Source organism: Marinicella rhabdoformis (genome assembly GCF_009671245.1).
In the GTDB taxonomy this organism is placed as follows: domain Bacteria; phylum Pseudomonadota; class Gammaproteobacteria; order Xanthomonadales; family Marinicellaceae; genus Marinicella; species Marinicella rhabdoformis.
This window is the reverse complement of sequence record NZ_VTFS01000001.1, coordinates 948,471-972,640: the sequence shown is the minus strand read 5'-3', so window position 1 is coordinate 972,640 and position 24,170 is coordinate 948,471. Positions and strand designations below refer to the sequence as shown.

General features: G+C 41.9%; 26 protein-coding genes. 12 read left to right on the top strand and 14 right to left on the bottom strand.

Annotated features, from left to right (window positions below; genetic code table 11):
- The first annotated feature begins 10 nt into the window (after positions 1 to 10).
- The 4 genes from pstC to phoU are packed head-to-tail and all read left to right on the top strand — an operon-like array spanning position 11 to position 4,315.
- Complete coding sequence (gene pstC, locus FET73_RS04210; protein ID WP_154222653.1) at positions 11 to 1,405, top strand: phosphate ABC transporter permease subunit PstC; 1,395 nt, start codon at positions 11 to 13, stop codon at positions 1,403 to 1,405.
- Positions 1,398 to 2,672 carry a phosphate ABC transporter permease PstA gene (pstA, locus tag FET73_RS04205; protein ID WP_179952100.1) on the top strand — a complete coding sequence of 425 codons (1,275 nt, stop codon included), beginning with the start codon at positions 1,398 to 1,400 and terminating at the stop codon, positions 2,670 to 2,672. The genes pstC and pstA overlap by 8 nt, the downstream gene beginning before the upstream one ends.
- Positions 2,673 to 2,691: 19 nt before the next feature.
- Entirely contained in the window at positions 2,692 to 3,597 is a 906-nt protein-coding gene (pstB, locus tag FET73_RS04200; RefSeq protein WP_154222651.1) for a phosphate ABC transporter ATP-binding protein PstB, read from the top strand.
- Between the two features lie 4 nt (positions 3,598 to 3,601).
- Entirely contained in the window at positions 3,602 to 4,315 is a 714-nt protein-coding gene (gene phoU, locus FET73_RS04195; protein ID WP_154222650.1) for a phosphate signaling complex protein PhoU, read from the top strand.
- Between the two features lie 80 nt (positions 4,316 to 4,395).
- Here the strand turns inward: phoU and FET73_RS04190 are convergent, their stop codons facing one another.
- A complete protein-coding gene (locus FET73_RS04190) occupies positions 4,396 to 5,241 on the bottom strand; it encodes a sulfotransferase domain-containing protein (RefSeq protein ID WP_154222649.1) in 846 nt (281 codons plus the stop codon).
- A gap of 95 nt (positions 5,242 to 5,336) precedes the next feature.
- Here FET73_RS04190 and FET73_RS04185 point away from each other — a divergent pair, with 95 nt between their 5' ends.
- Both FET73_RS04185 and FET73_RS04180 read left to right on the top strand, forming a co-directional pair.
- Entirely contained in the window at positions 5,337 to 5,999 is a 663-nt protein-coding gene (locus FET73_RS04185) for an SDR family oxidoreductase (RefSeq protein ID WP_154222648.1), read from the top strand.
- A gap of 1 nt (position 6,000) precedes the next feature.
- A complete protein-coding gene (locus tag FET73_RS04180) occupies positions 6,001 to 6,339 on the top strand; it encodes a P-II family nitrogen regulator (protein WP_154222647.1) in 339 nt (112 codons plus the stop codon).
- Here FET73_RS04180 and FET73_RS04175 read toward each other — a convergent pair.
- From FET73_RS04175 to FET73_RS04155, 5 genes are read right to left on the bottom strand one after another with little or no spacing between them, the layout of a single operon-like run.
- Complete coding sequence (locus FET73_RS04175; protein ID WP_179952099.1) at positions 6,305 to 7,225, bottom strand: alpha/beta hydrolase; 921 nt, start codon at positions 7,223 to 7,225, stop codon at positions 6,305 to 6,307. The genes FET73_RS04180 and FET73_RS04175 overlap by 35 nt on opposite strands.
- A complete protein-coding gene (locus FET73_RS04170; protein ID WP_154222645.1) occupies positions 7,225 to 7,977 on the bottom strand; it encodes an undecaprenyl-diphosphate phosphatase in 753 nt (250 codons plus the stop codon). The genes FET73_RS04175 and FET73_RS04170 overlap by 1 nt, the downstream gene beginning before the upstream one ends.
- On the bottom strand, positions 7,977 to 9,968 hold the full coding sequence (locus FET73_RS04165) for a tetratricopeptide repeat protein (protein ID WP_179952098.1): 1,992 nt from the start codon (positions 9,966 to 9,968) through the stop codon (positions 7,977 to 7,979). Before FET73_RS04165 ends, FET73_RS04170 begins: the two co-directional genes overlap by 1 nt.
- Positions 9,955 to 10,911 (bottom strand): YheT family hydrolase, encoded by a 957-nt coding sequence (locus FET73_RS04160; protein ID WP_154222643.1) that lies wholly within the window; start codon positions 10,909 to 10,911, stop codon positions 9,955 to 9,957. The genes FET73_RS04165 and FET73_RS04160 overlap by 14 nt, the downstream gene beginning before the upstream one ends.
- Positions 10,880 to 11,665 (bottom strand): lysophospholipid acyltransferase family protein, encoded by a 786-nt coding sequence (locus FET73_RS04155; RefSeq protein ID WP_154222642.1) that lies wholly within the window; start codon positions 11,663 to 11,665, stop codon positions 10,880 to 10,882. The genes FET73_RS04160 and FET73_RS04155 overlap by 32 nt, the downstream gene beginning before the upstream one ends.
- Before the next feature lie 127 nt (positions 11,666 to 11,792).
- On the opposite strand from FET73_RS04155, the gene mpl reads away from it, so the two are divergent.
- The 5 genes from mpl (at position 11,793) to FET73_RS04130 (ending at position 15,603) form a co-directional block, all read left to right on the top strand.
- On the top strand, positions 11,793 to 13,163 hold the full coding sequence (gene mpl, locus FET73_RS04150; protein WP_154222641.1) for a UDP-N-acetylmuramate:L-alanyl-gamma-D-glutamyl-meso-diaminopimelate ligase: 1,371 nt from the start codon (positions 11,793 to 11,795) through the stop codon (positions 13,161 to 13,163).
- A 181-nt stretch (positions 13,164 to 13,344) separates the two neighbouring features.
- The gene (locus FET73_RS04145; RefSeq protein WP_154222640.1) at positions 13,345 to 14,274 is read left to right on the top strand and encodes a hypothetical protein; all 930 of its coding nucleotides are present in this window, start codon (positions 13,345 to 13,347) and stop codon (positions 14,272 to 14,274) included.
- A gap of 15 nt (positions 14,275 to 14,289) precedes the next feature.
- Positions 14,290 to 14,808 carry a GTP-binding protein gene (locus tag FET73_RS04140; protein ID WP_154222639.1) on the top strand — a complete coding sequence of 173 codons (519 nt, stop codon included), beginning with the start codon at positions 14,290 to 14,292 and terminating at the stop codon, positions 14,806 to 14,808.
- Positions 14,809 to 15,177 carry a roadblock/LC7 domain-containing protein gene (locus tag FET73_RS04135; RefSeq protein ID WP_154222638.1) on the top strand — a complete coding sequence of 123 codons (369 nt, stop codon included), beginning with the start codon at positions 14,809 to 14,811 and terminating at the stop codon, positions 15,175 to 15,177.
- A 66-nt stretch (positions 15,178 to 15,243) separates the two neighbouring features.
- Entirely contained in the window at positions 15,244 to 15,603 is a 360-nt protein-coding gene (locus FET73_RS04130; RefSeq protein WP_154222637.1) for a hypothetical protein, read from the top strand.
- 49 nt (positions 15,604 to 15,652) lie between these two features.
- Here the strand turns inward: FET73_RS04130 and ubiM are convergent, their stop codons facing one another.
- The 4 genes from ubiM to FET73_RS04110 form a co-directional block, all read right to left on the bottom strand.
- On the bottom strand, positions 15,653 to 16,855 hold the full coding sequence (gene ubiM / locus FET73_RS04125; protein WP_154222636.1) for a 5-demethoxyubiquinol-8 5-hydroxylase UbiM: 1,203 nt from the start codon (positions 16,853 to 16,855) through the stop codon (positions 15,653 to 15,655).
- 43 nt (positions 16,856 to 16,898) lie between these two features.
- Positions 16,899 to 18,167, bottom strand: coding sequence for a dicarboxylate/amino acid:cation symporter (locus FET73_RS04120; protein WP_154222635.1), 1,269 nt, complete (start codon positions 18,165 to 18,167; stop codon positions 16,899 to 16,901).
- 82 nt (positions 18,168 to 18,249) lie between these two features.
- Positions 18,250 to 19,830, bottom strand: coding sequence for an FMN-binding glutamate synthase family protein (locus FET73_RS04115; protein ID WP_154222634.1), 1,581 nt, complete (start codon positions 19,828 to 19,830; stop codon positions 18,250 to 18,252).
- Between the two features lies 1 nt (position 19,831).
- A complete protein-coding gene (locus FET73_RS04110) occupies positions 19,832 to 20,191 on the bottom strand; it encodes a DUF2782 domain-containing protein (RefSeq protein ID WP_154222633.1) in 360 nt (119 codons plus the stop codon).
- A gap of 67 nt (positions 20,192 to 20,258) precedes the next feature.
- On the opposite strand from FET73_RS04110, the gene FET73_RS04105 reads away from it, so the two are divergent.
- A complete protein-coding gene (locus FET73_RS04105; protein ID WP_154222632.1) occupies positions 20,259 to 20,723 on the top strand; it encodes a hypothetical protein in 465 nt (154 codons plus the stop codon).
- Here the strand turns inward: FET73_RS04105 and FET73_RS04100 are convergent.
- Genes FET73_RS04100 through FET73_RS04085 form a run of 4 tightly spaced genes read right to left on the bottom strand, consistent with a single transcriptional unit; the run spans position 20,702 to position 24,045 of the window.
- Positions 20,702 to 21,436, bottom strand: a complete 735-nt coding sequence (locus FET73_RS04100) for a uroporphyrinogen-III synthase (RefSeq protein WP_154222631.1) — start codon at positions 21,434 to 21,436, stop codon at positions 20,702 to 20,704. The genes FET73_RS04105 and FET73_RS04100 overlap by 22 nt on opposite strands.
- A gap of 10 nt (positions 21,437 to 21,446) precedes the next feature.
- A complete protein-coding gene (gene hemC / locus FET73_RS04095) occupies positions 21,447 to 22,367 on the bottom strand; it encodes a hydroxymethylbilane synthase (RefSeq protein WP_154222630.1) in 921 nt (306 codons plus the stop codon).
- Positions 22,364 to 23,044 (bottom strand): LytR/AlgR family response regulator transcription factor, encoded by a 681-nt coding sequence (locus FET73_RS04090; RefSeq protein ID WP_154222629.1) that lies wholly within the window; start codon positions 23,042 to 23,044, stop codon positions 22,364 to 22,366. Before FET73_RS04090 ends, hemC begins: the two co-directional genes overlap by 4 nt.
- Positions 23,041 to 24,045, bottom strand: coding sequence for a sensor histidine kinase (locus FET73_RS04085; RefSeq protein WP_154222628.1), 1,005 nt, complete (start codon positions 24,043 to 24,045; stop codon positions 23,041 to 23,043). Before FET73_RS04085 ends, FET73_RS04090 begins: the two co-directional genes overlap by 4 nt.
- Positions 24,046 to 24,170 lie beyond the last annotated feature (125 nt).

Here is a 24,170-nt window from a genome sequence, read left to right as displayed (position 1 = left end):
AAAACATGAAATGAGCATCAGTGCACTGATATTGTTATTGGCCATTTTGGCCGCTTTTGGATTTTTTATTGGACGTCAAAAAATCCATTTGCAGTATAAGCTACAAAGCGATAAGCCCAGAATTACAACTTTGCCTAAGTATTTTGGATATGTGGCAGGGCTGGCGGCATTGATTCCAGCTTTGCTTGTGTTGTTGATTTTAGAGGTGGCTGAAACACCTTGGATTAACCACCAAATAAGTCAGGAAATCAATACAGGACTTTCTGTGTCAGAGGTTCAATCAAGTAGCGACCTTGATTTGTTTCTGAATGACATTAAAAATGCAACAACAGATCGTGAAGTGGCGGCGTTGACCGATGAAAAGAAAGTCATTCATGAACACTATCAACGCATTGTTAATACTGCCCAGTGGGGTAAAACTGCTGTGGTTTTATCGCTGTCGGTTTTATTGGGGTTGTTGGCTTTAAAGCGCATTAATATCGACACACGAGCTCGGGTGTTGTTTGAAAAAACTTTGGAATGGATTTTATTGGCAGCGGCTTCTATTGCCATCATGACCACAGTAGGCATTGTGCTGTCGGTATTATTTGAGTCTGTCAGGTTTTTCGGTGACGTTCCAGTGGTTGATTTCATGTTTGGAACGGAATGGTCTCCCCAAACTGCCATTCGTGCGGACCAAGTGGGTTCTTCAGCTGCCTTTGGAGCTGTGCCCTTATTTGTGGGTACCATGCTAATTTCCGTTATTGCTTTATTCGTTTCGGTGCCACTGGGTTTAATGTCAGCGATTTATCTGTCTGAGTACGCAAGCCGTTCAGTGCGTGCAGTCGCGAAGCCTGTTCTGGAAATTTTAGCGGGAATCCCGACGGTCGTGTATGGATTTTTTGCAGCTTTAACTGTGGCACCATTTATTCGCGATATGGGCGAAAGTATCGGCATGTCTGTGGCATCAGAAAGTGCTTTGGCTGCAGGTTTGGTAATGGGGATCATGATTATTCCATTTGTATCTTCATTAGCAGATGATGTGATGTCAGCAGTACCTCAAAGTTTACGTGAAGGTTCTCTGGGACTGGGCGCCACACGATCTGAAACGATTGTTAAAGTACTGATACCTGCCGCATTACCTGGTATTGTCGGTGGTGTGTTATTGGCGGCATCTCGTGCGATTGGTGAAACCATGATTGTTGTTATGGCTGCAGGTTTGGCTGCAAATTTAACGGCAAACCCATTAGAAGCAGTGACAACTGTTACCGTACAAATTGTGACATTGTTGACGGGTGATCAGGAATTTGACAGTACCAAAACCTTGGCTGCATTTGCTTTGGGTTTGATGTTGTTTATTACCACATTGATTTTAAATATGATCGCTTTGTATGTGGTCAGAAAGTATAGAGAGCAATATGAATAACACCGTGTTGGTTAAAAAAGGGTTGAAAAAGCGTTACTTAAAAGAAAAGCTTTTTAAATCTGCAGGGATTGTTTCCATTGGAATCGCCTTTATGTTTTTATTGGTATTGTTAACTGATGTTATTACCAAGGCCATTCCTGCTTTCACGCAAACTCAAGTCACATTGACTGTAGAGCTAAATGCTGAAGCGTTGGATTTGAATCAGAACAGTTCTGTAGACGACATCATGCAAGCGGATTTCAGACAGCCTATTCGAGATGCGTTAAAAAAACGATTTGATGGGGTGACCAAAAGAAACGACAAAAAACAGTTGTACAGTTTAGTCAGTATTGGATCAGAGTATCAATTGCGTGATTTGGTTTTGGAAGATACCAGTTTAATTGGCACCACTTTAACTTATGATTTTATAGCTGATGATGATGTTGACGCAGTGATTAAAGGGGCAATTGATCGTGAACTTCCTGAATCTGATCGACGTGTTAAGAACTTGAAACTGTCATGGATTGAGGAAATGGAAACATCTGGTGAAATAGATACGGCTTTTAATTGGTTGTTCTTTTCTGCAGGTGATTCACGAGAACCTGAGTTGGCAGGGATAAAAGGTGCCATTTTAGGTTCGTTGTACACTTTAATGGTGACATTGGCTTTGTCCTTCCCAGTTGCGGTAGCAGCGGCCATTTACTTAGAAGAATTTGCACCAAAAAACCGATTCATTGACTTCATAGAAATTAATATCAATAACTTGGCTGCGGTGCCTTCTATTGTATTTGGTTTGTTGGGTTTGGCTGTGTTTATTAATTTTTTCAGTATGCCGAGGTCGGCACCTTTGGTCGGTGGTATTGTTTTGTCATTGATGACATTACCGACGATTATTATTGCTTCACGGTCTGCAATTAAAGCCGTTCCACCTTCATTAAGAGAAGCTGCTTTGGGTCTTGGGGCATCAAAAATGCAAACCGTATTCCATCATGTGTTACCAGCTGCCTTGCCAGGCATATTAACTGGTACTATCATTGGAATGGCACAAGCATTAGGAGAGACGGCCCCGTTACTGATGATTGGTATGGTGGCCTTTATTGTGGATATCCCACAATCAATTGGAGATCCATCAACAGTTTTGCCTATCCAGGTATTTCTTTGGGCAGACGCGCCAGAACGAGGGTTCTTAGAGAAAACATCAGCGGCAATTTTGGTGTTGTTGGTATTCTTAATTACAATGAATGCGGTTGCCATTAAGTTGAGAAAGAAATTTGAGAAAAAATGGTAATCAGCCCATAGAGACAATCATGAATAAAACAGCAACAGAATTAAATATGGATGCCACAATGAGCAATGAAGTGGGCGCCACCAATATGAAGGCTAAGCCAATGAACGAAACTAAAAAAGATATACTAGATGTAGAATATACAGATACAGTGGGTGAATACCGCTGTGAAGATGCAAAAATAAGCACCAGAAATGTGAATGTTTATTATGCAGATAATCAAGCGATTCATGATGTGAGCTTAGATGTGGGTCGCAATCAAGTGGTTGCATTGATTGGGCCATCTGGCTGTGGAAAGTCAACTTTTCTTCGTTGTATGAACCGCATGAATGATACCATTGATATATGTCGTATTGATGGTCAAATCAATCTTGACGGTGAAAATATTTATGGTAAAAAGCAAGACCCAGTATTACTGAGAGCTAGGGTAGGAATGGTTTTTCAAAAACCCAACCCCTTCCCTAAGTCGATTTATGACAATGTGGCTTATGGGCCTAAAATTCATGGTTTGACAAAAAATAAAGCAGAAATGGATGACTTGGTTGAGGAAGCATTAGTCAAAGCGGGTTTGTTTGATGAAGTCAAGGACCGTTTACATGGACCGGGCACAGGTTTGTCTGGTGGGCAGCAACAAAGGTTGTGTATTGCCAGAACCATTGCTGTTCAACCAGAGGTGATATTGATGGATGAACCAGCTTCGGCATTGGACCCCATTGCGACAGCGAAAATTGAAGAGCTGATCAATGAGTTGAAAGAAAATTACACCATTGTGATTGTGACACACTCGATGCAACAAGCAGCCCGAGTTTCACAAAGAACAGCCTATTTTCATATGGGCAGATTGATAGAAGTGGGTGATACCAATCAAATATTTACAAACCCGAGACATGAACTAACAGAAAAATACATCACAGGCCGATTTGGATAAGCATATGGAACACTTAGAATTTGATCAACACACTTCAAAAGAATATAACAACGAACTAGAAGATATTCGTAATCATTTATTGAAAATGGGCGGCATGGTAGAAAATCAATTAAGAAAAGCCATGCTCAGTTTGAAGGAAAAGTCTGCTGATTTGGTGCAAGATGTATTGGAAAAGGGTGATGCCATTGACGACTTGGAAATTGAGTTAGATGGAGAATGTATTCGCATCATTGCCAAACGACAGCCGGCTGCCAGTGACTTAAGATTAATCATAGCGGTTATGAAAAGCATCACCGATCTAGAACGGATTGGTGATCAAGCAGAAAAAGTAGCATATGTTGCCCAAGATTTGATAAGTTTTGATTACAGCAGTCCATTTTTTGTTGAAATCGACCATTTGGGGCAAAAAGTATTGAGTGTGTTGTCAGCTTCCCTCAATGCTTTAGCGAGGTTAGATGCAGATCAGGCCATAGACTTGGTCCAAAAAGATGAAATGATCAATGCACATTTTAATGAATTAAATGACCATATCATCAATCAAATGGTGAAATCACCACATGAAATAAAAGCTTTATTGCGTCTGTCACATTGTGCCAAGGCTTTGGAACGCATGGGAGATCATGCAAAAAATATCTGTGAATACACCATATATTTGGTTAAAGGAAAGGACATCCGACATAAAGACATTCAGCAGGTAAAAAATAAATTGTTCGACTGACTTCAAATTGATTGAATAGGGATGTTCTTTTTTATGTATACGGCCTTTGCTTAATAACATAAGCAAAGGCCGTTTTTAGTTCAATAGCCTTTGGGGATGTATTTAAATCTTTCCATTTGTTCTCGATGGCGCTCAACAATACGTTTTACTTGTTCTGGAGTCAACACATCTTGCCACTGATCCTTGCGGCCTTTGCGGAAGAAGGATTGGGCATTTTCGTGTTTTTCAACAAAGCCCTTCTTTTCTTCTTGGGCTTTCATTTGGTTGAAAGATGCGTGTTTTATGGCACGCATCAGACGTGCAGGGTTGCGTTTCATACCCAATAAAGACTCAACCTTTCTGAATGCTTTGCGCGGGTTTTCCAGCATGTCTTCATAACGCAAAACCAGTTTGTTACGCTCGTCTTCATTTTCAGTCCAACTTTTCACATGCATAGACCATGAGGTGATGATTTGAGGAGCGTTTTCAGGTTCATTGGGTGTGCCTGTCAAGTCTTCAGCCAAATAGTCAATCGCCTCATCTATGGTTTGATCAAAGTAATTAGACATTGAAATGACCACATCAAGTGGATTTCTGACAACATAAATCGCACCTGAGGATACTTGCCAGTTATGTAATGGAAAACCTTTGTATTCACCCTGAAAATTATGGCTTTTGACAAAAACAGTTCCCTGAGAATCAGCGGCAATGTCGGCATGAACCAATGGTCGAATAGCACACAACTCCTCGGTAGTGAGGTCAATGGTTTGTTGACCGCCGCCAACATATTTTTGGTATCGGAAAGCTTTGACTTCATCAATAGAATTTTTATGGATTTGATTGATGTCAATGGCTTGTTTTTGGTTGGCTAAATAGTTTTCTATAAAGACCCGCAGCCATGTGTTTCCAGATTTTGGGTATGAAGCCAGCCATAAAATATTGCCCATGATGATCCTTGAATGTTGTTTGTTTGTTTACGATTGAGCCACTCGGAATAGAATGGTTTATAATCAGTCTTTTAAAATGCCAAGTTTAACATCAAATGAAAACAATTTTAATCACAGGGTCAAATCGCGGCATCGGCTTAGAATTGAGTCGACAATTTAAAGCTAAAGGTTATCAAGTGTTGGCTGTATGCCGGCAATCAAGTGAAGCTTTAGATGCTTTGGGTGTCGAAGTCATTTCAGGTTGTGATGTCAGTCGCACAGAAGATTTAAACCAATTAAAACAACAATTGTCAAACCGCCAGATAGATGTGTTGTTGAATAATGCAGGAGTCTTAGCCAGCAACAGCCTTGGAGAAATTGATTATGACATCGTGAAATGGCAATTTGCCATCAATGCGGTTGCACCGTTACAAGTGACTGAAACCTTGCTGCCACTGATGACATCAGGAGGAAAGGTTGCCATTGTGACCAGTCGTATGGGTTCTGTGGCTGATAATGATTCCGGTGGACAATATGGTTATAGAATGAGTAAGGCTGCTGTGAATATGGCCGGTAAATCTTTGTCTGTTGACTTAAAGCCCAAAGGTATTGCTGTGGCTTTGTTACATCCTGGGTATGTCAAAACAGACATGACTTCTCATAATGGCTTGATAGATACAGCAGAATCAGCTAATGGCTTGGTATCGTTGATTGAACAACTGAATTTAGACAATACCGGTGGTTTTTGGCACACCAATGGCGACGCTTTGGAGTGGTAAGATGAAAATGATAACAGCCATCATCAAACCATTTAAGCTGGATGATGTTAGGGATGCTCTAGAGCAAGTTGGGGTTCGAGGAATTACTGTCACGGAAGTAAAAGGTTTTGGGCGCCAAAAAGGTCATACCGAGCTGTACCGTGGTGCTGAATATGTTGTCGATTTTTTGCCGAAGCTAAAAATTGAAATAGCTGCCAGTGATGATCAAGTGGAACGGATTGTTGATACCTTAATAGCGACAGCAAGCAACGGTAAAGTGGGAGATGGCAAAATTTTTATCAGTAATTTAGAGCAAGTAGTTAGAATCAGAACGGGTGAAACGGGCGAGGATGCTGTTTAGGTTCTGGCTTGTCGTTCTGCTCCGGGTGACTGTAATGATCTATAAATGCCAGAATTTCTTTGGCAATCGTTTTGGCTTGGGTCATGTGCAAGTGGTGACAGCCAGGCATCGCAGAAATGACTTGAGGGTTTAATGCGGCTATTCGATCTTCAACACTGGCGTAATTTAAGGCGTAACTTTTAGGTTCTGCCATAATCAATTGACAGGGCATCTGGGTTGAAGAAAGGTAGTCTTGTACTTGCTCTTCTGACATCCTGAAAAAACTTCTCAGTTTCAACCGCTTGTCAGTTCGCCAATGATAACCTTCTTCAGATTTTTTTAATCCGCGCCTGACCAAAGGTCTGATGATTTCGCCATCCATGGGTGTGGCTTGTAAGCGTGCTTTGACCGCATCATCTACTGATGAATAGCATCTTTTGTGCACTAAGCTGTGTGGTTTCCATATATCCAGAGCTTCACGCAAAGACTTGGCTGCAGTGCCTTTCACATACGCAGGAATGGGCCCCACATTTTCAATCAAGACCAAATGACTGACATGTTCAGGATATGCGGCAGCATAAAGCTGGCCAATGGCGGCACCCATAGAATGACACAAAAAAATAACAGGCTGTTTGAAGTTTTCCATTACTGCTTGGATATCGATAACATAATCAACAAAGCCATAATTGTGCCCAGGTGCTCTGTGGTCAGAGTGGCCATGTCCTGGAAAATCAATGGCGTTAACTTCATATCCAGCTTCCGCCAAAAAAGGCGCTAAATGTGAAAAGCTGGCGGCATTGTCGAGCCAGCCATGAAAAGCAACAATTTGTTGTTTATTGCCTTGACCCCATTGAAGGCCTGTTATTTGACCAAACCGGGTTTCAAATGCTATTTCTTTCGGATTCATCATATGGTCATCAAAATCAATGCAGCCAATATCAACCTGTAATGCATAAACCAAATAAAATCTATGCGCTTTATAAGCTTCATAAAAAAGTGGATGCAGGCGTATGCAGCAACAAAACTCAAGGTCATCACAGTCAACATCATAGGTATGTTTTGTTCGGCAGGATTTTGGTACCACTTGAGTGCACCATAAGCGGTGGTCATCAATATGGCTGGAATGGCCATTAAAAAAGAAAAAGAAGCGGCCTTTTCTTTACTTAAACCTGCCCACATCCCAGCTGTCATCGTCACGCCAGAACGTGAGGCGCCTGGAATCAAGGCCAAAACTTGTGCCAGGGACATGTAAGTCACAATGCGCCAGTTTAGGTTCTGATTTACCGCTTTCTTTTGGGACAAATACAATGCCACGCCCAATACAGCAGAAGCCAAGGCGATAATCAAAGGCGTTCGCAATTGTGAATCCACAAAGTCTGCGAGTAATAATCCTGCGATGGCCAATGGTATGGCCGAAACATTTAAATACAGGAACAAGGTCTTATCACGACCTAAAAGCACTTCGATGATGTCTTTTCTGAAATACAGTAATACGGCCAGTAAACTGCCGAAATGTGCTGCAATATCCACCAGCAAACCTTGCTTTTCCCATCCCGCAAAATATGACAGCAAAATCAAATGGGCAGAAGAAGAAATTGGCAAAAATTCGGTCAGGCCCTGAATCAGGGCCAAACCCAGCCATTGTAGCCAATCAGCCATTAATTCATCAGCTCTTTATAGTTTTTCCAGTGCATATGGGGCATCATGAAACGCTCTAAACTCGAGCGTGTTTTGTGTTGGTAAGCTTGTGATTGTGCACCAAATATTTTTTGCATTTCAGCCAAAACAGCAGGCTCATTGGCTTGCCATTCATCGACATCAACCACAGTCAGATCTAATCCCATGGCAATCATTTGGTTGATGACTTTGGTTGATTGAGAGAAATGAACCTGGTCAGTACCAAATATTTGGTTGTGTAAACGATAATCGGCAAAGTTTCTGGATAATACAACCACCTTAATGCCTGGGAATATTTTTTTGGCGATGGCCGCATGTGCAATGGAAAAAGGCAGGCAATCAACAATTTTTACGGCCTCTGGTTTCACCATTGTGCGGTTACGTTTTAAATATTTTTTACGCAAAAGGTGTACTTTGGTTTCATCCAGCTCATCCAGTTCATTGAATGTTTTAATGTTGTCAAAAACATCGCCTCGAGTTTCTGAAAAGCGGTCGAGTAAAACGGTGTTTTGGTTGTTCAATAACCAATTGACGAACTCATGTTGTCCCGTGGCGGCATCTGAAAATAAAAACACAACGTCAGAAGTGGCAGATTGTGATGGCCATGATGCGACCATTTTTTCCTGCTCAGCATTTAATAATTCTAATTCAGCTTTTTCAGGTCGTTCCATTTGTTGAAACTGCTCCCAAGCCTGTTCATACTGGCCTACTGAATCATGTAACAAGCCCGCATAAAAATACATCAGTTGATTGAAATCATCGCTTTGTTTGCTTTTATCTATTTGTTCTAACAAGGTCAAAGCTTGTTCATTGCGTTGAAGCTTTGATAAGTCATTTAAAGCCAGTTTGAATGCTGCTGGATGCTGCGGGTCATTTTTAAGCATGCGATTTGCAACTTTTAAACTGCTTTCATAGTCACCTTTGTGATACAGAACTTCAGAAAGTTTGGTTTGCGCTTGTGCATATAAAGGCGATGACTTGGGAATCCCTTGGAATGTATACGCGGCTTTAGCCAAATTGTTGTTTTGTTGAAATATTTGGCCCAAAAGCATCATAACGTGTGGATTATTGCCTTGCTCCAACTGATGTTTCAAAATGTCTATGGCCTCTTCTGTTTGCCCCAATATAGTTAAGGACTTGGCATAAGCCATTACCCAACTTGGCATGGCCAACCCTGAACGTGCCGCGGGCTCTAAAAATACCAAAGCTTGTCGGTGCTTGTTTGTGTGATGGTAAAGAAGCCCCATCGCAACGATAACTTCTGGCAGTTTGGCTTGATTTTTTGTCAATGCAGTAACAATTTGCGCCGCCTCTTGTTGATCTGTAGGCACCAAGCTGATGGCCAAATAAGCGTGTGCTATTAAATGTTCAGGTGCTGCTTTGATGACTTGTCTGAAATACATTTCGGCCAAGGCATGTTCTCCAGATTCAATTTTAGCTACGCCCATTTGAAGCAATAGTTCTAAGTCATCTGGATGTTGTAAAACAGCTTCCTGTAAAGTGTCGAATGCTACATCACACTGTCCTTGCATGATTTCTAATCTTGCCAGTTTGATGATTGCGGGGACGCCAGACTCATGTACTTTTAAAGCCAATTCAAATTGCTTTTTGGCTTTCTGTGGTTGTTGTTGAATGGTGTATATATCCCCCAATGCCAAATAAGAAAAAAACATGTTTGGATTTTCATTGAGTGAATTCTGAAAGGCCTTGGCAGCTTGGTCTAACTGACTCAGTCCCATTAAAATTTGACCTTTGAATTGATGATACCTTTCTGCATGTGGTTGCGTACCAATTGCAGCATTCACATGTGTCAGTGCTTCTTCTAGGTGGTCGGTTTTGGCTAAGGCCAATGCCATAGAAAAATGTATGTCATCGTTATCCTTGTCTGTTTTTAATAATGTTTTATAGCCTTCAATGGCTTCTTTGAACTGTCCTTTTTGGTGCAGTTCCTTAAATTGTTCAAGTTGACTCATTTGTGATCTCATTGACGATGTGTTGTTCAACCCAAGAGCGCATGGATAGGCCTTGGACAAATCCGCAGTGGCCACCATGTGCTGTGGTGATACACTTCAATTGTGGTAAACGGTCTATTGTACTCAAATCTTTGACAGGAATCACGGGGTCATCCCATGAAGTGATGATTTGAGCCTGTGTTTTTAGCTTTCTGATCACCTTGGGTGTTATCGTATAGCCATCGAAGTAATCATTAACATGATTAAATTCGGTGTGTTTTTCAACAAATTGTGCAGTTAAAGCTGCCAATGACTGCTCTTCTTTCCAGTTGTGACCTTCAAATAAATGCGGAAAATAGTCTTGTTTTATGGCCAAAGATCGACGCCACTTTTTGAGAAAGTATTTTTGATATGACTGTAAATCTTGGATGGCTTGCATAGAGTTTTTGGGGTTAATTGGCGGTGAAACAGCGATGACTTTATGTAGGTTTTGTGTTGTCTGTGCCGCCATGCGTAATGCAAAATTTCCGCCCAAAGAGAACCCGCACAGGCTGAGTTTATGGTTGGGGTTGTTTTCAGCTATCCAATCTAATGCGGCGAGCATTTCATCTAACCTACAGGAGTGAAACAAAGGCTCGTTCCAAGAGTGAGAGTCACCATGATCTCGCATGTTTAGCCTAAAAACAGCATGTCCGGCATTGTATAAGCTGTCTGCCAGAAGCTGTATGTATGTAGACTGGGCACTGCCTTCCCAGCCATGTATCAATACAACCAAGTGGTTTGATTCAGCTTGTGGAGAATGAATACCTTGTAAATCAGCCAGCGGTGTGGTGATTTTTACTTCATTGGCTGCTGCTTGAAACGGCGGATTTTGTGTCAATCGTTTGAGGCGAAGTCGACTGGATGCTAAGAATGATTGTAAGTGTGGGTTCTTAGGCCGAATGGGTGGTTGGCAAATAATCATTTTCTGAAAGTTTTTGTTCAACAAATTGGTGGGCTTTCATGGTCACAGCGCGGGTGCTGTGGTTGTCATCTGTCAAACCTTCTCCACAATGTATTTCGACATGTGAGCTCGGAAGGCTTAATATGCGCCAGACATGAACGATAAACCATTCATTATTTTTAAAGCAGACATCTGCATTGCGGTGACCATCTTGTTTAATGAATTTGATGGCAATGGGTACAACAGGGGTTTCCGTCATTACGGCAGCATGTACCAGTTGTCTATGGAAGCGTCCAAGGTGACTGCCGTCTGTGACACGGCCTTCAGGAAAAACAGCAACAGAGCGTCCTTTTTTTAAACGTTTAACTAATGCTTGTATAACCTGTTGGCGCGAGTTTTGGTTTCCTCTTTGTAAAAATACAGTGTCTCCAAGCATGGCTAACCAACCCAGGATAGGCCAGTATTTGATTTCATGCTTGCCAACAAAGCCCGCCAAGGTCAAGCTGTGGATAATAGGTATGTCGAGCCAAGAAACATGGTTAGCAAGGATAAAAATTGGGTGATCAGGTAGTTTTCCATGAACTGAAACGCTTAAACCACACACATGTAAGACCAGTCGAGACCAGGTTTTTAAAACCCACTGGTTTAACTTTGGCATGGAGAATATTTTGGCCACAATAATACCCAATATTACCAGTGGTAAAACCAGCAGTAAAGACAAGGCAAAAAGTATCAAGCGACAAATGAAGCGCAATAAATGGACAAATAAACTCAAAATATGAACAAACTGGGGTTGGTTTAAATCGCATCATTATAGGCATGCCTTACATAAAACAGAAGCAAATTGTGTGTTGTTAAAACTGAAGGAAGGCTTATACTGTTTTTTATTTCGTTTGAAAATCATGCCAAAAACTCACATCCTAGGAATATGTGGAACATTTATGGGGGGCATTGCCGCCATTGCACGCCAACTTGATCATCAGGTTTCAGGTGCGGATAAAAATGTATACCCACCCATGAGTACTCAGTTGAAAAAATTGGGAATTGCCATTCATTCTGGCTATGATGCGGAACAACTGTCGCTGGCGCCAGATCAGGTGGTTGTGGGTAATGTCATGACGCGTGGAATGCCTGTTATCGAATCACTGTTAAAAAGTCAATTCAGTTATGTATCTGGCCCTCAGTGGTTAGGTGAGCATGTCTTGCGGCATAAAAAAGTATATGCCGTGGCAGGAACCCATGGAAAAACCACCACATCATCCATGTTGGCTTGGATACTAGAAGATCATGGTATTAACCCCGGTTTTTTGATTGGAGGGGTGTGTCATCATTTTGAGCATTCAGCAAGGTTAACCGACAGCGATGCTTTTGTTATTGAGGCAGATGAATATGATGCTGCTTTTTTTGATAAGCGTTCTAAGTTTGTTCATTACCATGGTGATGTGGTGATTTTGAATAACCTTGAATTTGACCATGCTGATATTTTTGAAAATCTAGACGCCATTAAAAAGCAGTTCCATCATTTAGTGCGTACTGTACCGAATAATGGTTGTTTGGTGGTTAACAACGACGACGACAACCTCAAAGCAGTATTGGAGCTAGGTCATTGGACACCCATAGTGACATTTGGAAGTGATAACAGTGCAGATTACTGGGTACAAAGTGATGATAAGCAAGCCACGACTTTTCATGTCATGCAAGATGAGCAAAAGTTGGCGACCATTGATTGGCAAATTCCAGGCCAGCATAATCAATTGAATGCATTGGCTGCTGTTTTGGCTGCCAGAGAAGCGGGTATCGGAATCAAGCAAGCTGCAGACTCTTTAACACGATTTCAGAGTGTTAAGCGCAGAATGGAGCTGATAGGGGTGGCACAAGGTGTGACCATCTATGATGACTTTGCGCACCACCCAACGGCGATTGCAACAACCATCGCAGGCGCAAAATCTGCTCACCCTGGCAGTCGTGTTATCGTTGTTTTAGAGCCACGAAGCAACTCCATGAGGGCAGGGGCTCATGCTCAAGCGTTACCAGCATCATTGTCTCAGGCCGACTTATGCTATGTGGTCAATGATGAACAAAATAATTGGAGTACAGATGCAATTTGTAATTTAAACAAATTGGGCGTGTTATTTTTCCCTGATACAGTCAGACTGATTGAGGAATTAAAGTGTACTGTTATGGATACAGATGTAGTGGTTTTTATGAGTAACGGCGGCTTTGATGGCGTATTTACAAAATTTTATAATTTAATGAGTAATGAAAGCGAATAAGGTATAAACCTTTATTATAAGGCATAAATACGTCTTTGTGATGTCGGTCACAAAGATGAAACTTTTCAGTTGACTTCTTTTCGTATTTAGGAGAATAATAAATACACAAGGAATGTGAAAGCATTCTGTATAGCTCAACTCAAATTACATCATCATTGATGTATGAAAAACAAGGAATTTTATGCAACTAAATGTATCCAGCTCATTAGAAGGCCGGGACTTAGCTTTGTTAAAGTCAGTCATTAATATATTGCATTCTGACTATGCAGGGGAAGGCGATTGCAACTGGCAATACAGCAATGATGACCACCATCAAATTTTCATTTCACAAGATTTTTATCAAAATGGCTCAGAATATTATGCACTGATCAAAGAGCACGGTAAACGAATCAGTATTGGCACACAAATCAACCCCAAAATTTTGAGGCGATTATTTGAACAATTGGGAGCTGGTAATTTATCTACTGAAATTGACAAGGATTATTCAGCCATTGCCAAAGATAAAGCAGTTTTGTTAAAGCATGTTTATCGGTACATGTCTTCTCAAGTCAAAGTTAAGATGTGTTTTTCAACTGCATCTGGTTTGCAAATTGTCATTGATAAGCAAACCAATAAAATCGTTTCAAATGTGCCGTTGCTAAAATCATTGATCAAAAACGAATTGTTTACAAATGAAGTCAATATAGGCTACGCAGAATGTGCAAAAGAATTTGGCAGCAAGGATTTGAAATTCAGTGGAAAAGCCTCTCACTTTTTTTGGCAGATGGGGTTGCTCCAAACAGAAGCGCTGTTGCAACCAGACTTTTATGAATCCCATGTCAGATTCAAGCAGACTAAATGGCCTGATTACGGATGCATACCATTTGAAAACAGCTTCATAACAATGAGTGCTTTACTTTGGCGTCGAGCCGAGTCATTTGATTCTTTAAAGGAAAACCACAACTTCACAGAAAATGAACTCATTGCATTTCTAAATGCAATGAGTTTGTCAGGCGCATGTATTGTCAGTACTTCAAAAGATAACAGTGTGGTACCCCTTGTGCAAAAACCCAAAGAGCCATCGGGTTTTTTAAGCAAACTCAAACAAAAATTATTCAGAAGTGGCGCATGAAAAACAGGGGGAACAATGCATAAAAAAGTCGCGTTTGTGGGCAGTGTCGGTTCAGGCAAAACAACCATAATAAACCAGTTAAGCAGCATAGACACGGTCAACACTGATGTTGAATCCAGTGTTGATATTGGTAAGCAATTTACAACAGTTGGAATTGACTATGGTCACATTAATTTAGGTGATGACATGTCTATAGGGTTGTACGGTGTGCCAGGTCAGAAAAGGTTCTCATTTGTATGGGACTTTGTCAATGAAGGGTTATGGGCTGTGGTCATCCTAATAAAAAATGGGGACCAAGACTCTTTGGATGATATGGCCTATTTGATGAAGTATTTTGGCATTAATCAAGACAGTACTTGTGTGGTCGGTATCACTCATGCTGAGGGGAAAGAAAATGATGGATTCACACAAGAAGTGAGAAAAATGTCTGAAAAAATGGAAGTTAATTTACCCATATACCATGTGGATGCACGAAGTAAATCGAGTGCCATGTTGATTATGAATACATTGATAGCAATCAAGGAAACAGAATAAATGACTAACCTCACACAATTTTTTGAGAAAGTACAAAGCAAATTTGCAGATCTAAAAATACTTTCATTAACCACTGCGGATGGTTTTTCCATATATTGTCATGTTAACAACCGTTTTCATGTTGAAGATGAAAAGGTGGCGGCTGTTTCAAGTTCTTTGATATCGCTCAGTAATGCAGCAGCACAGCAGATGATGGGACATGCTTTAGAAAGTACGACCATAGAAACGGGTACGAGCAATATGTTTTTGTGTAATACCCAATATAACGACAAAAAGTGTGTTCTATGCATAGTCACTGGGGTTAAAGAAAACATTGGTCATGCCAGGTACTTTACTAAGCAAATTGCACAACTGGTTTCAAAACAGTGAACTGTCACTGATAAAAAAATAACAGTAAGTAAAAGTTTAAATTAAATGTAGAACAGGAGAAAAAGTATGGCTAACATAAAAGAAAGTTTAGCAGAATTGATGAATGTTGACGGCGCGAAATGTTGCTCTTTGGTCGATGGCTCATCTGGAATGGTTTTGGGTGAAGATGGCTCAGGTGTAGATATGGAGTTGGCTGCTGCGGGTAACTCTGAGGTGGTCAAAGCAAAGCAAAAAACCATGTCATCTTTGGGGTTGAAGACAGAGTTGGAAGATATTTTGATTACATTGGGTGACCAATACCATATCATTCGTCCAATGGAAAAACAAAAAGGATTGTTCCTATACTTGGTATTAGACAAGAAACAATCCAATTTGGCCTTGGCCCGTCGTAAAGTGCAAAATATTGAAGAAGGTTTAGCTGTATAACATCTAACAACTGCACACCCTAAAAGGTCTGGTCGTAACAGGCCTTTTTTTATATTTGCTCTTGGGTCAACTGCTTGGTGATAAACTGTGAAATGGGTTTCACGTGTTTACTGACTTTTAATACAGCATGTCTTGCTGCTTTTGCCCAAAGTTGGTTTTTGGTGAACAATTTAACCACAACATTGGTCCCTTTGTATATGGGGACACTTTGTCTTTTGTGACTGTGATGGTAGCGGCGCAGTACGCGATCTTGATAAAAAGGTTGGTTGTCTTGCCGTGCTTTTTTTATGCCTTTGGCCAATTGCCATGCGCTGCTCAATCCTAAATTAAACCCATGTGCCGTCACAGGGTGCATACCAACGGCGGCATCACCGATCAATGCGAAACGTTTGGCAGAATACTGGCTAGCCATTGTTGCGACAAGTGGATAAGAATATAACTCGCTGTTAACTGTCATAACCCCTAGCTGGTGGTCAACGCTTTGGCTGATTTCAGCAGCCAAAGCCAAAGCAGGTGCTTGTATGATGTCATCCGCTTTATCACTGGCAATTGTTATTACAACAGAGACTTGATTGTCAACCAGGGGTAAAACTGCAATGGTTTTGTCATACCTGAACATTTCATGTGCGACATGATTGTGGGGTTTTTCTGTGGTCATGGTAAAAACAATACAAGTCCGGCCAAAATCAACCATATCTGTAGAAATACCCATTTGGCGGCGGCTCTGAGAAAAGCGACTGTCTGCAGCCACCACCAATTGGGTAGAAAGGGTTTGTTCATCTGAAAGTGTCACTTGAGCCATGTTGTCGGAAGTTTTGACTGATTGAACGCTTTGACCAAAACAAAAGTCAACGTGTTCATCTGGTTCAACTGCTGCAAAACAGGCATGTCTGATATTTTGGTTGGAGACCATGAATCCCAAACAATCCAATCCACTATCTTGGCTATTAAAATCAAGTGTAAGTGGTGCATTACCGCTGCTGACTTTGGCTTCTTTGATAAATCCAATGTTTTGTTGATCAATGGTATCCCATTGACCTAATGCTTGCATAATGGTTCGACTGCTGTGAGTCAATGCAATTTCCCTGCCATCATAAGCCGGTGATTGAATGTCTTGTTCTTGGTTTTGTTCAATAACCAATACTTTTAGGCCACTGCCTTTCAATGCTTTAGCGAAACTTAACCCAGCAGGGCCTGCACCAATCACAACAACATCGTAAGTCATGTCTTTTTCCATCACAAAAAAAGACATGATATCGTTTACAAGCTGGTCTGCATTGACTCAGGTCAATAGCTTAAGATGTGGACTTGATTTCACCAGCATGTGGGTCATTGAAAATGCTTTCATCAAATTGACCTTGAGATTTGGCAACAATACATGTTACGGCTGCATCACCCGTAATGTTGACGGCTGTGCGTGTCATGTCGAGCAAGCGATCAATACCTAAGATGATACCAATACCTTCTATGGGCAGGCCCACTTGTAATAACACACCTTGCAACATCACCAGTCCAGCGCTGGGCACGCCTGCGGAACCGACAGATGCCATGGTAGCCATGAGTACAACAGTTAACAGTTGTGTGGTGGTTAAATCAACACCATAGGCATTGGCAATAAATACGGTAGCAACGCCTTGCATGATGGCAGTGCCGTCCATATTGATGGTGGCCCCGAAAGGAATGGTAAAAGACGCGACTGATTTATTGACGCCAAGGCGCTCTGTCACTGTTCTTAGGGTGACTGGAATGGTTGCATTTGAACTGGATGTACCAAAAGCGAAAGAAACAGCACTCTCCATTTTTTTTATAAACGTCAGTGGGTTCAGGCCTGAAAATAATTTTAAAATGATTGGGTACACCACCAGTGCGTGGAAAATCAGTAACCCCAATACGGTAAAGAAATAGCCTGCTAAAGTTTGTATGGCATCGATGCCCAATTGTGCAAATACTTTTGCGAGGATGGCGAAAACAGCATAAGGGGCAAAGTTCATGATCATCATGACCAGTTTCATCACCACTTCATTAAATGCTTGGAAAAACTCAATGACTTTATCCCCGGCTTTTCCTGCTTGTGTGGCACTTAGGCCCAGTAAAATAGCAAAAACAATCACTGCCAACATGTTGCCTTCCGCCATGGCCATGATTGGGTTACTGGGAATGATATCAAGCACCACATCCATCAAAGGCTTGTCGGCTTTTGCTTGATAAGCAATGCTGGTTGGAATTTCTGAACCTACGCCTACTCCGATTAACATGGCAAATGAAAGTGCAACGACCAAGGCGATAGCTGTGGTTAATAAATAAAAACCTAAAGTCCTACCACCCAATGACCCCAACATGGCTGGTTCTCTCAATGCAGTGGTGCCACAAAACAAAGAAACAAACACCAAAGGAACAACCATCATTTTTAAGGCCTTGATAAACAACTGGCCAATCACGTGAAACAAGCCACCAGTTAAATAAGTATCTACTTGAACATTCTGGTTCAGTTCGGTGATGTTAAGAATCAAGCCAAGTGCAGCACCGGCTATCATGAAAATAATGATTTTTTTGGTAAGGGTCATGGTTTGTGGTTTTGATTAAAGGCAAACATCTTAACCCAAAATGCTTGCCTTTTGTAGCGGGTCTGCTATCAGGGCATGAGACTTACCAAGAAATTGAGGAAGCTCGTTGCCAAGGTTCGCGCCAAGGTTCTGGTCGCTTGGTCTCATCTAAAATTGACCCGGGTTCTATAGATGGAAACATGGATTCATAAGAGCGCACATCAGTGCCTTGAAAACGGTGCATGATGTGTTCTGGTTTTAAGTCTTGTAAACTTTGTAAGCCGGCGGCGCCAACCAATTCAATCAAATGCTTCATCATTTGGCGATGGTAGTTCGACACTCGCCTGACTTTGTCTTCGATGACCAAAGCCTTCACCCTGGCAGGGTCTTGAGTCGCGATGCCAGTCGGGCAATGGTCAGTGTTACAAGAACGTGATTGAATGCAGCCCAATGCAAACATCATCGCTCTAGCTGCATTAACAGTATCTGCACCCAAAGCAATGAGTTTAAGCAAATGAAATGCAGACAACACTTTACCGGATGCAATCAATCTGATTTCATCGCGCAAGCCCATACCAATCAGGGTTTGGTTGACAAAAATGATGGCATCACGAATCGGGGTGCCGACAGAATTGGTTAATTCAATCGGGGCAGCACCGGTGCCACCTTCACTGCCATCAATGGTGATAAAGTCTGGTTTGATGCCAGTATCTATCATGGCTTTGCAAATGCTCAGGAATTCACTTTTTTTACCAATGCAGAGCTTGAATCCAATGGGCTTACCATCTGATAAATCGCGTAATTTTTTAATGAATTGCATCATTTCAGTTGGGGTGGAAAACGCAGTGTGTGCAGCCGGTGAGATGACGTCTTTTCCTAGTGAAACGTGTCGGATATCGGCAATCTCTTGAGTCAATTTAACTGCGGGTAAAATGCCGCCATGACCAGGCTTGGCGCCTTGTGACAGTTTGATTTCAATCATTTTTACTGCGTCTAGCTGGGCTTTTTCTTTGAACAGTTTGGGGCAAAAGTTGCCTTCTTCGTCGCGACAGCCAAAATAACCCGTGCCAAATTGGAATATTAAATCGCCGCCTTGTAAATGATATGGGCTGATACCGCCTTCGCCTGTATTGTGTGCAAAACCACCATTTTTTGCGCCCAAATTCAGTGCCATGATGGCGTTTTTACTCAATGAACCAAAACTCATGGCAGAAATGTTTAACGGAGATGCATCGTATGGCTGTTTACATTCTGGGCCGCCAAACCTCACCTTAGGTTGAAAGTCATGGTGGTGTAATGGAGCCAGAGAATGGTTAATCCACTCGTAACCATCTTGGTTTACATCTAAAATGGTGCCAAAAGGACGTGTGTCTCTTTGGCCTTTGGCACGTTGGTAAACCAGTGATCGAAATTCGCGTGGAACAGGTGTGCCATTGAGGTCGGATTCAACAAAATATTGTTGAATTTCTGGACGAATGGATTCAAAAAAGTAGCGCATGTGACCAATCACGGGGTAAAGCCTGCGGATCGACCTTTTGGTTTGGAACATGTCGTTTAAGCCAATCAAGCCTAAAGGTACCCATAGCGTAAATAGCCACAGTGCAGCTGGCCAATATTGTGCCCAAAGCACAGTTAATGCGGGTAAGGCGACCAGTAATATGACAAATTTTTGCCTCACAGTCATTTTAAAACTCCTTGATGACCCAGTGGACAGGCTTAACACCTGCATCCATCAATTCTTTGGCTGACCCTTGCTGGCGATTTTCTAGAGGATCTATGTAATAAGGCTTGCCTTTGTTCGGTATGACTTTGACCATAATTAACTCGCCCCTATGGCGGTATTCTTCAACGGTGCGGTTTTTTTCAACAATCACTTTAATTTCTGTGGCGTCTTCTTTGGCTAACATCGGTGCTTTGATGGGCAAAGGTTTGCTTTGTTGCTCTGCAGCGGCGTCAATTGGTGCTTTAACATCCTGAGGAGGCTCGGAGGCTGCGCAGACTGCACTTGCCAGCATAAGAGACATTGTGACGATATTTTTTGGCATCTTCGTTCTCAAAATTGATTTCACTTCAATGATACAATGAAGGCCAGACAATTGGAAAAGAAAACAAATGACTTGGAGACAATTTTTTATCGTTTATATGACACTGCTATTGGTTTCTTGCGGTGGAGAGCCGTTAAGTAAAGAAAAGCAGTTACAAGCAGATTTAGATCAGATGGAGTTGTTAGCCGAAGAAAAGAATACCAGTGATTTGATGGACTATTTGGATGACCGTTTCAAGCATGAAGGCGGCTGGAACAAAAAAGATATTCAGCGCATGTTACATTTCAGGTTTATGAAGCACAAAACAGTCCATATCACTAAGGTCGTGAAAGACATTGATTGGCGCAGCGATAATGAAGTACATTTGGTTGTGGTGGCGGCATTGGCTGGTTCGCCCATTGGTGATTTGACTCAACTGACTGGAGCTCGGGCGCAGTTGATGAAATTTGAGGTGCTTCTGGTGCGGAATGAAGGAAGGTTTTTAGTCAGGTCTGTCAAGTGGGCACATGCTTATCCAACGGATTTTATTTGAATGGCGGCTCGTAACATGTCTTGGTTGCTGGGGCTTTGGGCTGTATGTGTGTTTTTAAACCCTAACTGTGTTGCCATTTCAGTGATGCGCGATGCGCCTGTAACTAATGGGCTGCTTAATAATTGCTGCCACAAATGATCTGGTAATTGGCTTTGAATGAGGTGTAATAATTGACCACTGTTAGCCGTCAGTATGACGCCTTTTTGATTTGCTAAAACGGCTTGCCAAGCAGTCAAATCCAATGGCAGTTGTTGTTTTATATAACAGTTCAGTTGTGTAAAGTTGATGCGTTTTACGAGTGCGTAAGCTTTGATTAATTCTCTGCCGCCGAGAGATGTGAGTACCGTGATGTTGCGTGGTTTGATACGGTCTAAAATAGCAATCACAGACTCTGAGTTTCCACTTGCTTCAGTTATTGGCGCTTTAAGGTGTTTTTTCCAATGACTGGTCACTGCTTTACCAATCCCTATGACTTGTGTTTTGTCGCTGACTGAGAACCCAGGGTATCGGGTTAATAAGGCATCGATGGCATGGCTATTTAACACAATCAACACCTCAGTTTGTCCAGCTTGTTCAATCCACTGAAGTTTGATATTAGGGTTAGAAGTAGCGTTAATACAGGGCGCCGAAAGCACTTCAAATCCTTGTGCCTTGAAGATTTTCAACGCCGCTTGTTGTTTGCTTTTTGGTCGTGTGATGATGACCGTTGTCATTGAATTGACCTCAACCTGTCTCTTCGGCCAAGTCTAAAATGGCTTGTGCACCAGCGGCTAGTAATGTGTTTGCTACGGCCTTTCCAGCAGCCACAGGATCGCTATTTTGAGTGTGTGCCGCCAATGTTTGCTCACCATCTGGGCTGAAGACAGCAGCTTGGATACTGACTTCATCATCAACACACTCAGCAAAGGCACCTATGGCAACAGAGCAAGAGCCATTGAGCCCCGCATTGAGTGCACGTTCTGCTTGAACCGCAAGCCAAGTGTTTTCGTCATTCAAAACTGACAAAGCTTGAATCAAATCAGTGCGTGAACTTAAACACTCTATGCCAATGGCACCCTGAGAAACCGCAGGTAACCAGTCAGGAGCCATCAGACGGCTGGCAATGCGGTCATCAAAGCCCAAGCGTTGAAGACCGGCAGCTGCCAAAATGATGGCATCATATTGTCCATCGTCGAGTTTGGCCAAACGGCTATTGACATTGCCTCGAAGTGGCTGAACGTCTAAGTCAGGTCGCAAAGCCAACAACTGAGACTGGCGTCTAAGGCTGGAAGTACCAACAACGGCACCTTGTGGTAGATCTGACAACTGTTTGTATTGATTAGATACAAAAGCATCAGCAGGGTCGGCCCTTGGAAACACAGCACAAACTGTGAAGCCTTCTGGCAAGTCTGCTGGAACGTCTTTCATTGAATGCACAGCGATATCTGATTCTTCTGCTTGCATGGATTGCTCTAGCTCTTTCAAGAACAGGCCTTTACCACCAATTTTATTCAGGCTGACTTCCAGGCGCTGATCACCTTCGGTGGTCATGGGTAACAATTGGGTTTGGTATGGAGTGTGTTGTTCGATCAACGCCGCCACGTATTTTGTTTGCCACATGGCCAAGTTTGATTCGCGTGTTGCGATGGTGATTGTTTTTGTCATGATTTCAGTTCAATTTTTACTGCCGCCAATTGTCTTCTGCTGATGGCCGGTTGTAAATCTAAATCTTTCAATAAAGCATGGGCTTTGTGATTTTCATCAATATGTATGCCTTTTAAAAAGGCGCGGTGAACCAAGCAATTTCGGTGAAGACGTAATAACTGCGGGTATTTATTTTCTAGTTGAATCAAGGTGCAGTCTAATAAAAAATTGTTGTCACTGACGTGCGCGACCACATATTTATCTTCTGCGACGAAGCAAATCATTTCATCAACGGGAATGGCCAGGCTGTTGACGCCTTGCTTTACAACAATCTTTTCTTGCTGTTCAACACAGCCAACCTTGTGGAGTGCTTGATTTAATCTGTCCATAGTGACTGGCTTTAAAACATAGTCTTCAGCGGATAAATCAAAGGCTTTCAGTGCAAACTCATCGTGTGCGGTACAAAAAACTATCGGTAGAGCAGGGTGCTTCGCTTTGATGCTTTGTGCCGCTTCTAGGCCAGATTTTTTTGGCATTTGTATGTCTAAAAATAGCAGGTCGGGCATGTGTTGGTCGGTAAGTTTGATGGCTTCTTCTCCATCTTGTGCCTCTATGACATCATTGTGGCCTGCATGCTGTAACATGTTACGTAACCGCATCCGAGCCAATGGCTCGTCATCTGCAATGAGGATTTTCATAGTGGGAGTACCATTTGTGTGATGTATAAGTCGTTTTCGGTTTTTTGATTTAACTGGGCTTGAGAACCATAACTTAATTTCAGTCGTTTTTTAATGTTTTCTACAGCAGTCCCCGTGCCTTGTGATTGATGGTTTTCATGGAAGGGGTTGCTGACTGTGATAATCATAGCGTGATTGTCTCTGGTGATGACTAGCTTGACCGAGCCGGGTTCGCTGGCTGGTTCTATGCCATGTAAAATGGCATTTTCTATCAAAGGTTGTAAGGACAAGACTGGCACAGCTATTTCGAGTAAAGATTCGTCAACGGATGATTCAAACATCAACCTGTCAGCAAACCTGAGTTTCTCTATTGCCAAATACTCATTAACCCATTCCAGTTCTTTTCGTAATGGGACATGATTTTGTTTTTTAGAAAATGCTTTGCGGAACAGGCTGGATAAATTTAACACGGCCTTTTCTGCAGCTGAACCATCAATGGCAATCAATGAGGCAATAGAGTTTAAGCTGTTGTACAAAAAGTGCGGCTTAATTCGAGCCTGTAAAGCATTGATTTCGGCATCTGCATGGGCTTTGACTTGCCATGCCCATTGATCTTGAACATAAAAATACCGCAACAAAGCCATTAAGGTCATTAAAGTAGCCAAAGTGATTTTGATGTTCAATAAGTTGGCATTTTCTATCAGTTCAAACCCCAGTGCATGGTCCACTTTAGCCAGTATTTGTGTGTACAATGAAGTTAAAACTATGGTGATAATCGTCAACATTAAAAGGCCGATATAGGAAGTATAGCGGTTTAAAAAATGACTGACTTTTGAAAGTATAATAATCAAAGTGATGGCAATCAACTGTGCCAGTAAACTGAGTACAGCCAGTTGATTTAAGTAGACCATATCCAAAGAGAGGAAGCTTAAACTGTAAACAACCACCATCATTTCAGTCACCACAATGACTGTAAAAATACGCATGGTGTCTGAAAAATCAGCCAGCCAAAGTTTATTCATGAGCTGTTTTTATTTTGTTCATAGTTGGGTGATTTTAACAAAATTGAACTATTTAAGACCAATTTATCAGAGATTTGATTGATTTATTCTGAATATTAAAAGAAAATGTCGTGCTTGGTGGAATG

Coding starts and splice junctions, on each gene's coding strand:
- pstC (WP_154222653.1), top strand. CDS start 11: ATGAGCATCAGTGCACTGATATTGTTATTGGCCATTTTGGCCGCTTTT.
- pstA (WP_179952100.1), top strand. CDS start 1,398: ATGAATAACACCGTGTTGGTTAAAAAAGGGTTGAAAAAGCGTTACTTA.
- pstB (WP_154222651.1), top strand. CDS start 2,692: ATGAATAAAACAGCAACAGAATTAAATATGGATGCCACAATGAGCAAT.
- phoU (WP_154222650.1), top strand. CDS start 3,602: ATGGAACACTTAGAATTTGATCAACACACTTCAAAAGAATATAACAAC.
- FET73_RS04190 (WP_154222649.1), bottom strand. CDS start 5,241: ATGGGCAATATTTTATGGCTGGCTTCATACCCAAAATCTGGAAACACA.
- FET73_RS04185 (WP_154222648.1), top strand. CDS start 5,337: ATGAAAACAATTTTAATCACAGGGTCAAATCGCGGCATCGGCTTAGAA.
- FET73_RS04180 (WP_154222647.1), top strand. CDS start 6,001: ATGAAAATGATAACAGCCATCATCAAACCATTTAAGCTGGATGATGTT.
- FET73_RS04175 (WP_179952099.1), bottom strand. CDS start 7,225: ATGAATCCGAAAGAAATAGCATTTGAAACCCGGTTTGGTCAAATAACA.
- FET73_RS04170 (WP_154222645.1), bottom strand. CDS start 7,977: ATGGCTGATTGGCTACAATGGCTGGGTTTGGCCCTGATTCAGGGCCTG.
- FET73_RS04165 (WP_179952098.1), bottom strand. CDS start 9,968: ATGAGTCAACTTGAACAATTTAAGGAACTGCACCAAAAAGGACAGTTC.
- FET73_RS04160 (WP_154222643.1), bottom strand. CDS start 10,911: ATGATTATTTGCCAACCACCCATTCGGCCTAAGAACCCACACTTACAA.
- mpl (WP_154222641.1), top strand. CDS start 11,793: ATGCCAAAAACTCACATCCTAGGAATATGTGGAACATTTATGGGGGGC.
- FET73_RS04145 (WP_154222640.1), top strand. CDS start 13,345: ATGCAACTAAATGTATCCAGCTCATTAGAAGGCCGGGACTTAGCTTTG.
- FET73_RS04140 (WP_154222639.1), top strand. CDS start 14,290: ATGCATAAAAAAGTCGCGTTTGTGGGCAGTGTCGGTTCAGGCAAAACA.
- FET73_RS04135 (WP_154222638.1), top strand. CDS start 14,809: ATGACTAACCTCACACAATTTTTTGAGAAAGTACAAAGCAAATTTGCA.
- FET73_RS04130 (WP_154222637.1), top strand. CDS start 15,244: ATGGCTAACATAAAAGAAAGTTTAGCAGAATTGATGAATGTTGACGGC.
- ubiM (WP_154222636.1), bottom strand. CDS start 16,855: ATGTCTTTTTTTGTGATGGAAAAAGACATGACTTACGATGTTGTTGTG.
- FET73_RS04120 (WP_154222635.1), bottom strand. CDS start 18,167: ATGACCCTTACCAAAAAAATCATTATTTTCATGATAGCCGGTGCTGCA.
- FET73_RS04115 (WP_154222634.1), bottom strand. CDS start 19,830: ATGACTGTGAGGCAAAAATTTGTCATATTACTGGTCGCCTTACCCGCA.
- FET73_RS04110 (WP_154222633.1), bottom strand. CDS start 20,191: ATGCCAAAAAATATCGTCACAATGTCTCTTATGCTGGCAAGTGCAGTC.
- FET73_RS04105 (WP_154222632.1), top strand. CDS start 20,259: ATGACTTGGAGACAATTTTTTATCGTTTATATGACACTGCTATTGGTT.
- FET73_RS04100 (WP_154222631.1), bottom strand. CDS start 21,436: ATGACAACGGTCATCATCACACGACCAAAAAGCAAACAACAAGCGGCG.
- hemC (WP_154222630.1), bottom strand. CDS start 22,367: ATGACAAAAACAATCACCATCGCAACACGCGAATCAAACTTGGCCATG.
- FET73_RS04090 (WP_154222629.1), bottom strand. CDS start 23,044: ATGAAAATCCTCATTGCAGATGACGAGCCATTGGCTCGGATGCGGTTA.
- FET73_RS04085 (WP_154222628.1), bottom strand. CDS start 24,045: ATGAATAAACTTTGGCTGGCTGATTTTTCAGACACCATGCGTATTTTT.